The organism is Mycobacterium sp. E796, assembly GCF_001672815.1.
In the GTDB taxonomy this organism is placed as follows: Bacteria; Actinomycetota; Actinomycetes; order Mycobacteriales; family Mycobacteriaceae; genus Mycobacterium.
Window position 1 is genome coordinate 39,978 of record NZ_LZKK01000307.1, and the last position, 12,412, is coordinate 52,389.

The 12,412-nt window shown below is 70.2% G+C and carries 12 protein-coding genes and 1 pseudogene; 6 read left to right on the plus strand and 7 right to left on the minus strand.

Going from position 1 to position 12,412, the window contains the following annotated elements:
* Positions 1 to 141: 141 nt before the first annotated feature.
* The 6 genes from A5706_RS24240 to A5706_RS24265 form a co-directional block, all read right to left on the minus strand.
* Positions 142 to 1,935 (minus strand): acetyl/propionyl/methylcrotonyl-CoA carboxylase subunit alpha, encoded by a 1,794-nt coding sequence (locus A5706_RS24240; protein ID WP_068136416.1) that lies wholly within the window; start codon positions 1,933 to 1,935, stop codon positions 142 to 144.
* Positions 1,936 to 2,058: 123 nt separating this feature from the next.
* Entirely contained in the window at positions 2,059 to 2,478 is a 420-nt protein-coding gene (locus A5706_RS24245; RefSeq protein WP_068112517.1) for a SufE family protein, read from the minus strand.
* A complete protein-coding gene (locus A5706_RS24250; protein WP_068136422.1) occupies positions 2,478 to 3,368 on the minus strand; it encodes a sulfurtransferase in 891 nt (296 codons plus the stop codon). The genes A5706_RS24245 and A5706_RS24250 overlap by 1 nt, the downstream gene beginning before the upstream one ends.
* A gap of 10 nt (positions 3,369 to 3,378) precedes the next feature.
* A complete protein-coding gene (locus A5706_RS24255) occupies positions 3,379 to 4,014 on the minus strand; it encodes a nucleoside triphosphate pyrophosphatase (protein WP_068136425.1) in 636 nt (211 codons plus the stop codon).
* On the minus strand, positions 4,011 to 4,238 hold the full coding sequence (locus A5706_RS24260) for an acyl-CoA carboxylase subunit epsilon (RefSeq protein ID WP_068112508.1): 228 nt from the start codon (positions 4,236 to 4,238) through the stop codon (positions 4,011 to 4,013). The genes A5706_RS24255 and A5706_RS24260 overlap by 4 nt, the downstream gene beginning before the upstream one ends.
* Positions 4,235 to 5,875, minus strand: a complete 1,641-nt coding sequence (locus A5706_RS24265) for an acyl-CoA carboxylase subunit beta (protein ID WP_068136428.1) — start codon at positions 5,873 to 5,875, stop codon at positions 4,235 to 4,237. Before A5706_RS24265 ends, A5706_RS24260 begins: the two co-directional genes overlap by 4 nt.
* Before the next feature lie 50 nt (positions 5,876 to 5,925).
* On the opposite strand from A5706_RS24265, the gene A5706_RS24270 reads away from it, so the two are divergent.
* Both A5706_RS24270 and A5706_RS24275 read left to right on the plus strand, forming a co-directional pair.
* Positions 5,926 to 6,750: a biotin--[acetyl-CoA-carboxylase] ligase gene (locus A5706_RS24270; protein ID WP_068136431.1), complete on the plus strand. Its 825-nt coding sequence runs from the start codon at positions 5,926 to 5,928 to the stop codon at positions 6,748 to 6,750.
* Between the two features lie 10 nt (positions 6,751 to 6,760).
* Entirely contained in the window at positions 6,761 to 7,279 is a 519-nt protein-coding gene (locus A5706_RS24275) for a PH domain-containing protein (RefSeq protein WP_068136433.1), read from the plus strand.
* Here A5706_RS24275 and A5706_RS24280 read toward each other — a convergent pair.
* The gene (locus tag A5706_RS24280) at positions 7,234 to 7,893 is read right to left on the minus strand and encodes a GtrA family protein (RefSeq protein WP_068112495.1); all 660 of its coding nucleotides are present in this window, start codon (positions 7,891 to 7,893) and stop codon (positions 7,234 to 7,236) included. The two genes, A5706_RS24275 and A5706_RS24280, sit on opposite strands and share 46 nt — an antisense overlap.
* Positions 7,894 to 7,959: 66 nt before the next feature.
* Between A5706_RS24280 and A5706_RS24285 the strand changes: the two are divergent.
* The 4 genes and pseudogenes from A5706_RS24285 to A5706_RS24300 form a co-directional block, all read left to right on the plus strand.
* Positions 7,960 to 9,244, plus strand: a pseudogene (locus A5706_RS24285) (5-(carboxyamino)imidazole ribonucleotide synthase); the annotation flags it as partial.
* Positions 9,245 to 9,247: 3 nt separating this feature from the next.
* Positions 9,248 to 9,763, plus strand: a complete 516-nt coding sequence (purE, locus tag A5706_RS24290) for a 5-(carboxyamino)imidazole ribonucleotide mutase (protein ID WP_068136436.1) — start codon at positions 9,248 to 9,250, stop codon at positions 9,761 to 9,763.
* 25 nt (positions 9,764 to 9,788) lie between these two features.
* The gene (locus tag A5706_RS24295) at positions 9,789 to 10,958 is read left to right on the plus strand and encodes an acyl-CoA dehydrogenase (RefSeq protein WP_068136440.1); all 1,170 of its coding nucleotides are present in this window, start codon (positions 9,789 to 9,791) and stop codon (positions 10,956 to 10,958) included.
* A gap of 255 nt (positions 10,959 to 11,213) precedes the next feature.
* Positions 11,214 to 12,359, plus strand: coding sequence for a PP2C family protein-serine/threonine phosphatase (locus tag A5706_RS24300; RefSeq protein ID WP_231985398.1), 1,146 nt, complete (start codon positions 11,214 to 11,216; stop codon positions 12,357 to 12,359).
* Positions 12,360 to 12,412 lie beyond the last annotated feature (53 nt).

The window sequence follows — 12,412 nt, forward strand, 5'->3', positions numbered from 1 at the left end:
GTGATAGTTCAAGACCGGGAGTTCGCACCCCGCGTGCCTGGCGTGATCCGGGTGGCTGTGAACTCAACCTGACCCGACCCTACCCGCGGCGGGCAGGGTCGGACAACATTTGGTTGATCTGGGATTCAATTGATCCCGGATCTATTTGATCTCGGCGAGGACGGTGCCCTGGGTGATGGCCGCGCCGGCCTCGACGGCAAGCCCGGTGATGGTGCCGTCCTTGTGCGCGGTGACCGGGTTTTCCATCTTCATGGCCTCGAGGACCACGACCAGGTCGCCGGCGGCGACCTCCTGACCCTCCTCCACCGCGACCTTGACCACGGTGCCCTGCATGGGCGCCGTCACCGCGTCGCCGGAGGCGGCCACCCCCGCGTGCGATCCGCGCTTGCGCGGCTTGGGCTTCTTGCGGATGACCCCGGCCGGGTCGGCCGAACCGTTGGCCAGGGCCAGGTCGCCGGGCAGCGAGACTTCGAGCCGGCGGCCGCCGACCTCGACGACCACCGTCTGCCGGGGCCGGGCGTCCTCTTCGTCGATCGGCTCGCCGCCGGTGAAGGGCTCGATGGTGTTGTTCCACTCGGTCTCGATCCAGCGGGTGTGCACCGAGAAGCCGTTCTCGTCACCGATGAACGCCGGGTCTCTCACCACCGCGCGGTGGAACGGGATAACGGTCGCCAAGCCTTCGACGTGGAACTCGTCGAGGGCCCGGCGGGCGCGCGCCAACGCCTCGGTGCGGTCGGCGCCGTAGACGATCAGCTTGGCCAGCATCGAGTCGAACTGGCCGCCGATCACCGATCCCGCCTCGACGCCCGAGTCCAGCCGGACGCCCGGGCCGCTGGGCGTCTCGTACTTGGTGACGGGCCCCGGGGCGGGCAGGAAGCCGCGCCCGGCGTCCTCGCCGTTGATCCGGAACTCGATGGCGTGCCCGCGCGGGGTGGGGTCCTCGGTGATGTCGAGCTTCTCGCCGTTGGCGATCTTGAACTGCTGCAACACCAGGTCGATGCCCGCGGTCTCCTCGGTGACGGGGTGCTCGACCTGCAGGCGGGTGTTGACCTCCAGGAAGGAGATCAGGCCGTCCTGGCCGACCAGGTACTCGACGGTGCCCGCGCCGTAGTAGTGGGCCTCCTTGCAGATCCGCTTGGCCGACTCGTGGATCTCCTTGCGCTGCGCGTCGGTCAAGAACGGCGCCGGCGCCTCCTCGACCAGCTTCTGGAAGCGGCGCTGCAGCGAGCAGTCGCGGGTGCCGGCCACGACGACGTTGCCGTGCTGGTCGGCGATCACCTGCGCCTCGACGTGGCGGGGCTTGTCCAGGTACCGCTCGACGAAGCATTCGCCGCGGCCGAACGCGGCGACGGCCTCGCGGGTGGCCGACTCGAACAGCTCGGGGATCTCCTCGAGGGTGCGGGCGACCTTCATGCCGCGCCCGCCGCCGCCGAACGCGGCCTTGATGGCGATCGGCACGCCGTACTCCTCGGCGAAGGCCACCACCTCGTCGGCGTCCTTGACGGGGTCCGGGGTGCCGGGCACCAGCGGCGCCTGGGCGCGGGCGGCGATGTGGCGGGCGGTGACCTTGTCGCCGAGGTCGCGGATCGACTGCGGGCTGGGGCCGATCCAGATCAGGCCGGCGTCGATGACCGCCTGCGCGAAGTCGGCGTTCTCGGAGAGGAAGCCGTAGCCGGGGTGGACGGCGTTGGCGCCGGACTTCTCCGCCGCGTCGAGGAGCTTGCCGAAGTCCAGGTAGGACTCCGCGGACGTCTGACCCCCCAGGGCGAACCCCTCGTCGGCCAGCCGCACGTGCGGCGCGTCGGCGTCGGGCTCGGCATACACCGCCACGCTGGGCAGGCCCGCGTCGCGGGCCGCACGGATCACCCGGACGGCGATCTCACCGCGATTGGCGACGAGCACCTTGGAGATCCTCGAGCTGGCGTGACTAGCCACTTCGCCTCCTGTTCGGCTGGACGTCATATGCGTCTCTAAGAGAAATTCTTACAAGTCTTGTCCCGGGGAAGTTTATGCGGCGCGCCGTAGCGGCTGATACCCGGTCTCCAAATCCGTTCCTGATCAGGCCGTCTCGCGTAATCGCCGCTTGATGCGGGCCAGCATCGCCGACATGCCGCGCAGCCGCAGCGGGCTGATCAGCGCGGCCAGGCCCAGCTCGGTGTAGAAGTCCTCGGGCACCGCGAGGATGTCCGCCGCCGGTTGCTCGTCCAGACCGGCGGCCAGGATCGACGCGAACCCCCGGGTGGTGGGCGCCTCGGCGGGCGCGCTGAAGTGCAGGCGCACCCGGTTGCGGTCGCTGGCGTCGACGTGCAGGAACAGCGGCGACTGGCACTCGGGCACCGGTTCCATCGCCGCCTCTTCGAGGTCGGCCGGCAGCGCGGGAAGGTCGTTGGCGAACTCCAGCAGCAGCGTCAGCTTGTCCTGGCCCTGGACTTCGGCGAAGTCGGACACCACCTCGGCCAGGGGGGCGGGCATGCTCATCAGACCGGAACGGCTCCCGGCTGCTCGCCCGCTACGATCGGCACCCGCACGGTGTTGCCCCACTCGGTCCACGATCCGTCGTAGTTGCGGACCCCGGGCTTGCCCAGCAGGTGGGTTAGCACGAACCAGGTGTGGCTGGACCGCTCGCCGATGCGGCAGTAGACGACGGTCTTGTCGTCCGGCCGCAGGAAGCCGTAGAGCTCCTCGAGCTCGGCGCGGGGACGGAAGCGGCCGCTCTCGTCGACCGCCTTGCCCCACGGGATCGACACGGCGGTGGGGATGTGCCCGGCCCTCAGCGCCCCCTCCTCGGGGTAGTCGGGCATGTGGGTGCGCTTGCCGGTGTACTCGTCCGGCGAGCGCACGTCGATGAGCGGCTCGGAACCGAGGATGGCCAGCACGTCGTCCTTGTACGCGCGGATAGGCGCATCGTTGCGCTGCACGACGGGATAGCCGCTCGACGTCGTGGTCGGGACGTCCAGGGTGGTGTCGCGGCGCTCGGCCAGCCACAGGTCGCGACCGCCGTTGAGCAGGCGCACGTCGGGGTGGCCGAACAACGTGAAGACCCACAGCGCGTAGGCCGCCCACCAGTTGCTCTTGTCGCCGTAGATCACCACCGTGTCGTCGCGGGCGATGCCCTTGCGGTCCATCAGCTCGGCGAACTGCTCGCCGTTGATGTAGTCGCGGACCCGCGGGTCGTTGAGGTCGGTGTGCCAGTCGATCTTGACCGCGCCGGGGATGTGGCCGACGTCGTAGAGCAACACGTCCTCGTCGGACTCGACGATCGCCAGGCCGGGGGCGCCCATGTTGGCGGACAGCCAGTCAGCGGTGACCAGTCGTTCGGGGTGGGCGTATTCGGTCAGGGACGGGTCTGGATCGGGGGGTAAGGACACGACTCCGAGCCTACCGCCGGCTCTCCCACAGCGAGGCCACGGACAACCCGGCTCGCTCCAGCAGCTCACGCAGCAGCGGCAGGCTCACGCCGATCACGTTCGACGGATCGCCCTCGATCCCGTCGACGAACCAGCCGCCCAGCCCGTCCAGGGTGAAGCCGCCGGCCACCCGCAGCGGCTCGCCGTCGGCTACGTACGCCCGCAGATCCGCCTCGGCAGGGGCGGCGAAATGCACTGTGGTGCAGGCGGATTGGACCTCGCGGTGGGTGATCGCGCCGTGGCGCAGCCGCAGCAGGCAGTGCCCGGTGTGCAGCCGGCCCGAGCGGCCGCCCATCAGCCGCCACTGGATCATCGCGGCCTCGGGCGATCCCGGCTTCCCGCACAGCCGGCCGTCGATGGCCAGCATCGAATCACAGCCCAGCACAACGCAATCCGCCGCGGTCGCGCCGTCGAGCCGCCCGGCGACGTCGTCGGCCTTGGCCGCGGCCAGCGCGCAGACCACCTGGTCGGGTGGGGCGGCGGGTGCCAGGCCCGCGGCGACTAGGTCCTCGTCGACGCCGGACACCACGACGAGCGGATCGAGGCCCGCCTGGCGCAGCACCTTGAGGCGGCCCGGCGAGGCCGACCCCAGCACCAGCCGGGTCAATGCCGCATGTGTGTCATCTGCTGCATGGTCAGCCGCTGGTAGTTCGACATCGCGTAGCGCAGCCGGTCGACCGGCAAGCCCCAGCGGGTGCTCTCCGGCTGGGTGGGCTCGGGCGAGGCGGCGCCGACGCCGCCGAGCACGGCAACCAGCGCCGCCAGCTCCGCGTCGGTGGGGTTCCCCTTGAGTACCTGGATGTGCGGCTCGTGGTGAGCGTCGTCGGTCACAGCGGAATGTTCCCGTGCTTCTTGGGCGGGAGGTGGCTGATCTTGCGTTCCAGCAGGCGCAGCGACGTGCCGATGTAGCCGCGGGTGTACGACGGCGGGATCACCGCGTCGACGTAGCCGCGCTCGGCCGCGACGTAGGGGTTGACCAGTGTGTCCTCGTACTCCTGCTGCAGCTGCAGGCGCAACGCGTCCACGTCCTCGCCGTTGCGCGCGGCCTCGGCCAGCTGCTGGCGGTACACGAAGCCGACCGCGCCGGAGGCACCCATCACCGCGATCTGGGCCGTCGGCCAGGCCAGGTTGACGTCGCAGCCCATGTCCTTGGAACCCATGACGCAGTAGGCGCCGCCGTAGGCCTTGCGGGTGATGACCGTGATCTTGGGCACGGTCGCCTCGCCGTAGGCGTACAGCAGCTTGGCCCCGCGCCGGATGATGCCGTTGTACTCCTGGCCGGTGCCCGGCAGGAAGCCCGGGACGTCGACCAGCATCACGATCGGGATGTTGAAGCAGTCGCAGGTCCGCACGAAGCGGGCCGCCTTCTCCGAGGCGTTGATGTCCAGGCAGCCGGCGAACTGGGTCGGCTGGTTGGCCACGATCCCGACCGGCCGGCCGTCGATGCGGCCGAACCCGACAACGATGTTCTGTGCGTAACCGCCCTGGATCTCCAGGAACTCGTCGTCGTCGAGGATCCGGGTGATCACCTCGTGCATGTCGTAGGGCTGGTTGGGCGAGTCCGGGATCAGCGTGTCCAGCTCGAGGTCCTCGTCGGTGAGGTTCTCCTCGATGGGACCGGCGGGGGCGGGCTCGGCGTACCGGGGCGGGTTGGTGGCGTTGTTCGGCGGCAGGTAGCTGAGCAGGTCGCGGACCCAGTCGAAGGCGTCCTGCTCGCCGGAGGCGACGTAGTGCAGCGTGCCCGACTTGGCCATGTGGGTGTGGGCGCCGCCGAGCTCCTCCATGGTGACGTCCTCACCGGTGACCGTCTTGATGACGTCCGGGCCGGTGATGAACATCTGGCTGGTCTGGTCCACCATGACGACGAAGTCGGTCAGGGCGGGGGAGTAGACGTGCCCGCCGGCGGCCGCGCCCATGATCAGCGAGATCTGCGGGATGACGCCGGACGCGATGATGTTGTTGCGGAAGATGCGGCTGTACAGGCCCAGCGAGACCACGCCCTCCTGGATGCGCGCCCCGGCGCCGTCGTTGATGCCGATGAGCGGGCGGCCGGTCTTGATCGCCAGCTCCTGCACCTTGACGATCTTCTCGCCGTACACCTCGCCGAGGCTGCCGCCGAACACCGTGGCGTCCTGGCTGAAGATGCACACGTCGCGGCCGTCGATGGTGCCGTAGCCGGTGATCACGCCGTCGCCCAGCGGGCGGTTCTTGTCCAGCCCGAAGTTGGTGCTGCGGTGTTTGGCCAGCGCATCGAGCTCAACGAACGAGTCCTCGTCGAGCAGGGCCAGGATGCGCTCGCGGGCGGTCAGCTTGCCCTTGGCGTGCACCTTCTCGACGGCCTCTTCGCCGACCGGGTGCAGCGACTCCTCCCGCCGCTTGTGCAGCTCGGCCAGCTTGCCCGCGGTGGTGTGGATGTCGATGGTGTGCTCGGCGGCGGGCTCGGCCGTGTGGTCGGTAACGCTTGTCATGGGACTCGATGGTATCGGCAGGCCCCGCGCCGGTGCTTAGGCTGGGTGGAGTGACGGACCGCGATTCGCTTCGGCAGCCGCTGGATCAGGCCGCGTTGCGCGCCGAGCTGATCGGGACCGGGCTGGGCTGGCGCCGGCTCGACGTCGTGGAGCAGACCGGCTCCACCAACGCCGACCTCTTGGCGCGCGCCGCGGCGGGCGACGACGTCGCCGGGGCGGTGCTGATCGCCGAGCACCAGACGGCCGGCCGCGGGCGCCACGGGCGCGGCTGGACGGCCAGCCGGCGGGCCCAGATCACGATGTCGGTGGGCGTCAGCGTCGTCGACGTCCCCACCGAGGGCTGGGGCTGGCTGTCGCTGGCCACCGGGGTGGCGATCGTCGACGCGGTGCTGGCCGTCACCGGGGTGCAGGCGGGCCTCAAGTGGCCCAACGACGTGCTGGCCGGTCCGCCGGATTCCCCGGGCAAGCTGGCCGGCATCCTCGCCGAGGTGGCCCGCCCGGTCGTGGTGATCGGCTTGGGGCTCAACGTGACTCAGGCCCCCGACGAGGTCGACGGGCCCGGCGCCACGTCGCTGTTCGACCTCGGCGTGCCCGACCCGGACCGGGGCCGGCTGGCCGGCGCGGTGCTGACCGAACTGGGCAGGCGGATCGTGGCCTGGCGGGCCGCGCGGGGCGCCGACTGGGCGCTGGCGGCCGACTACCGGGCGCGCAGCCTGACCATCGGGCGCCCGGTGCGCGCCGTGCTGCCCGGCGACAAGGAGGTCGTGGGCACCGCGACCGCCGTCGACGACCAGGGCCGGTTATGTCTGGAGGCCGGCGGCCAAACCGTCGTCGTTTCCGCCGGTGACGTCGTGCATCTGCGCCAGCAGCGGTAGCTTTTCTCACGTGAGCTATCCGGACAACGCCCTGGCCGCCGGCGAGCAGGTTGTCCTGCACCGCCACCCGCACTGGAAGCGGTTGATCTGGCCCGTCGTGGTGCTGGTGCTGGCGACCGCGCTGGCCGCGTTCGGCTCCGGCTACCTCAACTCGACGCACTGGGAGCAGCTCGCCAAGAACATCATCTACGGCGTCATCTGGGGCATCTGGCTGGTGATCGTCGGCTGGCTCACGCTCTGGCCGCTCCTGGGCTGGCTGACCACGCATTTCGTCGTCACCAACCGCCGGGTGATGTTTCGGCACGGGGTGCTCACGCGCAGCGGCATCGACATCCCGCTGGCGCGGATCAACAGCGTGGAGTTCCGGGACCGCTTGAGCGAGCGCATGTTTCGCACCGGAACGCTGATCATCGAGTCGGCGTCACAAGACCCGTTGGAGTTCTACAACATTCCGCGGCTGCGCGAGGTGCACGCGCTGCTGTATCACGAAGTTTTCGACACCCTCGGTTCCGAGGAGTCGCCGAGCTGACCGAATCGGCTCGCCTTTTTCCGCCACGACCGCAACAGGGTGACGTTGCTCTTCTCCAGCTCGTCCTCCAGCACCTCGGCGAAACCGCCTGCGGTAAGGGCGGATTCGATCGCCTTGTCGGGGTTGCGGGCGAACTCGTCGGGGAACACCCAGCGCCGGAATGCCCAGAAGCGGAACGCCATCTGCAGCAGGTTGCCGATGATGTAGGCCGAGATGAAGTCGGTGATGTTCTCCAGCGTCAGCGACACCTCGGGCACCCGCAGCTGCAGCACGTAGTGCGAAAACCACAGCGGCGCCATGGAAAGCAGCACGCCCACGCCGCTGAAGGCGAAGAACAAGAACGCCTCGTGGTGGCGCTCGCGGCCGCCGCGGTCGCGGAAGCTCCACTCCCGGTTCAAGACGTAGGAGGCGATGACCGCGACGATGCCCGCGATCACCTTGGCGGTCACCGGCTTGGGTTCGAGGATCGTCAGCTTGAGGGTGTAGAAGATCGCCGAGTCGATGACGAACGTGGTGCCGCCGACGATCGCGAATTTGATCAGCTCGTGATGGCGCAGCAAATGAGGCTGAACGGCCTCTGGCAGGCGCGAAATTACGGCATCGGCGAAGGACACAACACGTCAGTGTACGGACGGACGCGAAAACGACGCAAAATCGGCGTCGCCGCGGGCCGTGACACCATGATTGCCGTGCCGAACAAGCGCTCACCGAAGGCCGCCCCCGTCGTGGCGATGGTCGGCGGCGGTCAGCTCGCCCGCATGACCCACCAGTCCGCGATCGCGCTGGGGCAGACGCTGCGGGTGCTGGCGACCGCCCCCGGCGAATCGGCCGCGCAGGTCAGCCCCGACGTGATGATCGGCTCGCACGCCGATCTCGACGACCTGCGCCGGGTCGCGGCCGGGGCCGACGTGCTGACCTTCGACCACGAGCACGTCCCGACCGAGCTGCTGGAGAAGCTGGTCGCCGAGGGCGTCAACGTGGCGCCGCCGCCGCACGCCCTGGTGCACGCCCAGGACAAGCTGGTGATGCGGCGGCGGTTGGAGGCGCTGGGCGCACCGGTGCCGAGGTATGCCGGCATCGGCAACCTGGACGAGCTCGAGGCCTTCGCCGCGCGGGTGGGCGGTCCCGTCGTCGTCAAAGCCGTCCGCGGCGGCTACGACGGGCGCGGGGTGCGGATGGCCCGCGACCCCTTGCACGCCCGCGAAATCGCGGCCAGCTTCCTGGCCGACGGCGTGCCGGTGATGGCCGAGGAGCAGGTGAACCTGCGCCGCGAACTGTCGGCCCTGGTGGCGCGCTCGCCGTTCGGGCAGGGCGCGGCCTGGCCCGTGGTGGAGACGGTGCAGCGGGACGGGATCTGCGTGCAGGTGATCGCGCCCGCGCCGGACCTGGACGACGGCGTGGCCTCCGGGGCCCAGCAGCTGGCGTTGCGGTTGGCCGCCGAACTCGGTGTCGTCGGCGTGCTGGCGGTCGAGCTGTTCGAGACGACCGATGGTGCGCTGCTGGTCAACGAGCTCGCGATGCGGCCGCACAACTCCGGGCACTGGACCATGGACGGGGCGCGCACCAGCCAGTTCGAGCAGCACCTGCGCGCGGTGCTGGACTACCCGCTCGGCGACACCGACGCCATCGCGCCGGTGACCGTGATGGCCAACGTGCTGGGCGCCCCGCAGACCCCGGCGATGAGCATGGACGAACGGCTGCACCACCTGTTCGCGCGGATGCCCGACGCCCGGGTTCACCTCTACGGCAAAGAGGAGCGGCCCGGCCGCAAGATCGGGCACGTCAACTTCCTGGGCGCGGACCCGGCGGGGCTGATCCAGCTGCGTGAACGCGCCGACCTGGCGGCACACTGGTTGTCACACGGGCAGTGGACGGACGGATGGGACCCACATGCGCGCCGGTGACGATGCAGAGCAAAAGAGCGATGTGGGGGCACCTCCCGCTTGCGGGGGAGAGGAACGGCGCAATATGGGTGAGCGGGCGCGCGTCGGCGTCATCATGGGCAGCGACAGCGACTGGTCGGTGATGGCCGACGCCGCCGAGGCGCTGGCCGAGTTCGACGTCCCGGCCGAGGTCCGGGTGGTCTCGGCGCATCGCACGCCGCAGGTGATGTTCGACTACGCGCGCACGGCGGCCGACCGCGGCCTGCAGGTGATCATCGCCGGCGCCGGCGGCGCCGCGCACCTGCCCGGAATGGTCGCCTCAGCCACGCCGCTGCCGGTGATCGGCGTGCCGGTGCCGCTGGCCCGCCTAGACGGCCTGGATTCGCTGCTGTCGATCGTGCAGATGCCGGCCGGCGTTCCGGTCGCCACGGTCTCGATCGGCGGCGCCCGCAACGCGGGCCTGCTCGCGGTGCGCATCCTGGCCGCGACCGACGCGGCGCTGCGGGCGCGGCTCGTCGCGTTCTCCGACGAGCTGGCCGAGACCGTGCGTGCCAAGGATTCGGCGCTGCAACAGCGCCACGGTAAAGTTACCGGCGAGTAGCTTAGCGAGTGCAAGGAGGCCGACCATGGCTGGATGGGCCGGAAACCCGTCTTTCGATCTGTTCCAACTGCCCGAGGAACACCGGGAGCTGCGGGCGGCGATCCGCGCGCTGGCGGAGAAGGAGATCGCGCCGCACGCGGCCGAAGTGGACGAGAACGCGCGGTTCCCGCAGGAGGCGGCCGACGCGCTGAACGCGTCGGGGTTCAACGCGGTGCACGTGCCGGAGGAGTACGGCGGGCAGGGCGCGGACTCGGTCGCGGCGTGCATCGTCATCGAGGAAGTGGCCCGCGTCGACGCGTCCGCCTCGTTGATCCCGGCGGTGAACAAGCTGGGCACCATGGGCCTGATCCTGCGCGGCTCGGAGGAGCTGAAGAAGCAGGTGCTGCCCTCGCTCGCGGAGGGCGGCGCGCTGGCGTCCTACGCGCTGTCCGAGCGGGAGGCCGGCAGCGACGCGGCGTCGATGCGCACCCGCGCCAAGGCCGACGGCGACGACTGGATCCTCAACGGCGCCAAGGCCTGGATCACCAACGGCGGCAAGTCGACCTGGTACACGGTGATGGCCGTCACCGACCCGGACAAGGGCGCCAACGGCATCTCGGCGTTCATCGTGCACATCGACGACGAGGGCTTCACCGTCGGCCCCAAGGAGAAGAAGCTCGGCATCAAGGGCTCGCCGACCACCGAGCTGTACTTCGAGAACTGCCGCATCCCGGGCGACCGGATCATCGGCGAGCCTGGCACCGGCTTCAAGACCGCCCTGGCCACGCTGGACCACACCCGTCCCACCATCGGGGCCCAGGCCGTGGGCATCGCCCAGGGCGCGCTGGATGCCGCGATCGCCTACACCAAGGACCGCAAGCAGTTCGGGGAGTCGATCAGCAGCTTCCAGGCCGTGCAGTTCATGCTGGCCGACATGGCGATGAAGGTCGAGGCCGCGCGGCTGCTGGTCTACCAGGCCGCCGCCCGGGCCGAGCGCGGCGAACCCGACCTCGGCTTCATCTCGGCGGCGTCCAAGTGCTTCGCCTCCGACGTCGCGATGGAGGTGACCACGGACGCCGTGCAGTTGTTCGGCGGCGCCGGCTACACCACCGACTTCCCCGTCGAGCGGATGATGCGCGACGCCAAGATCACGCAGATCTACGAGGGCACCAACCAGATTCAGCGCGTGGTGATGTCGCGGGCGCTGCTGCGCTGAATGCGGGACTCCGTTTGGGAACGCGTCGGCGCACCGAATAGGATCTCCGACGGCAACGAGATGGGCCGGTAAGTCCGGCCCCAGCGTCGGTAAACAGGCACCGGCCATCCACTCCGACCGTCGTGCAAGAGCAAAGTCTTATCGCGGCCACTGGAGCGTCCAATTGCTTAACATGGCTTCCCATGGGCTTCCATGGCTGACCGGGAATTGACGCCCGTGCGCCCTCCCTCCAGCCCCGCCGCGCACTGGCAGTCGTTGTCGCTGCTGTTGGTCGAGGACGACCGCGCCGACGCGCTGCTCGTGGAAGAGCTGATCGCCGAAGCGGTCGCCGACATCCGGCTGACCTGGGCGCAGTCGATCGCGCAGGCCGAAGAGGAGCTCGCATCGGTGCGGCCCGACTGCGTGCTGCTGGACCTGAACCTCCCCGACGCCAGCGGGATCGACGCGCTGGACCGCATCGCCAAGCGCGACGCCACGGTCCCCATCGTCGTCCTGACCGGGTTGAACGACGAATACTTCGGGGCCTCCGCGGTTGCGGCGGGCGCGCAGGACTACCTCGTCAAGGGGCGCGTCGAGCCCGAGATGCTGCGGCGCGCGCTGCTCTACGCGATCGAGCGCAAACGGGCCGAGCTCATCGCCGCCGACCTGCACGCGAGCCAGCTTCGGGCCCGCGAGAACGCGCTGCTGGAACGCGGCCTGCTGCCGTCGCCGCTGCTGCTCGACGAGCCCGGCATCGACATCGTGGCCCGGTACCGGCCGAGCCGCGAGGACGCCCTGTTGTGCGGGGACTTCTACGACGTCGTGCAGACACCCGACCGGGTCGTGCACGTCCTCATCGGCGACGTCGCCGGGCACGGGCCGGACGAGGCGGCGCTGGGGGCGGCCCTGCGCATCGCGTTTCGCGCGCTCACCTTCGCCGGGGTGCACGGCGTCGAGCTGATGCCGAAGCTCGAGCGGGTGCTGCAGTCCGAACGCACCGGCAACGGGATCTTCGCGACGGTGCTCAGCCTCGAGATCCACCCCGACGGCAGTGGCGTCACCGCCGTCCGGGCCGGCCATCCGGGGATGCTGCTGCAACACGGCGAGGGCGTCGAATGGGTGGAGCCGCCGGGCGGTCCGGCGCTGGGCCTGGGTGGCGACCACTGGCCCCGGCACGAGCTGCGCCTGCCCGCGCGGCACGGACTGCTGCTGTTGACCGACGGGCTCTTCGAGGGGTACTCCGGGGAAGGCAACCGCCGCCTGGGCGAGGACGGGCTGCTCGCGCTGGCCCGCAAGCATGCGCGGCTGCCCGGACCGGCGTTCGTCGACGCCCTCGTCGACGGCGCCGAGGAACTCGCCCGCCCGCGCGGCGGGCTCAGCGACGACATCGCGGTGGTGCGCGTCGAGCGGACCACGACGTGAGCCCCGCCCTGCGAGTGCCGCGCCTGAAGGAGCTGACCGTGCGCGGCTGGCAG

Coding starts and splice junctions, on each gene's coding strand:
- A5706_RS24245 (WP_068112517.1), bottom strand. CDS start 2,478: ATGAGCATGCCCGCCCCCCTGGCCGAGGTGGTGTCCGACTTCGCCGAA.
- A5706_RS24265 (WP_068136428.1), bottom strand. CDS start 5,875: ATGACAAGCGTTACCGACCACACGGCCGAGCCCGCCGCCGAGCACACC.
- purE (WP_068136436.1), top strand. CDS start 9,248: ATGGGTGAGCGGGCGCGCGTCGGCGTCATCATGGGCAGCGACAGCGAC.
- A5706_RS24295 (WP_068136440.1), top strand. CDS start 9,789: ATGGCTGGATGGGCCGGAAACCCGTCTTTCGATCTGTTCCAACTGCCC.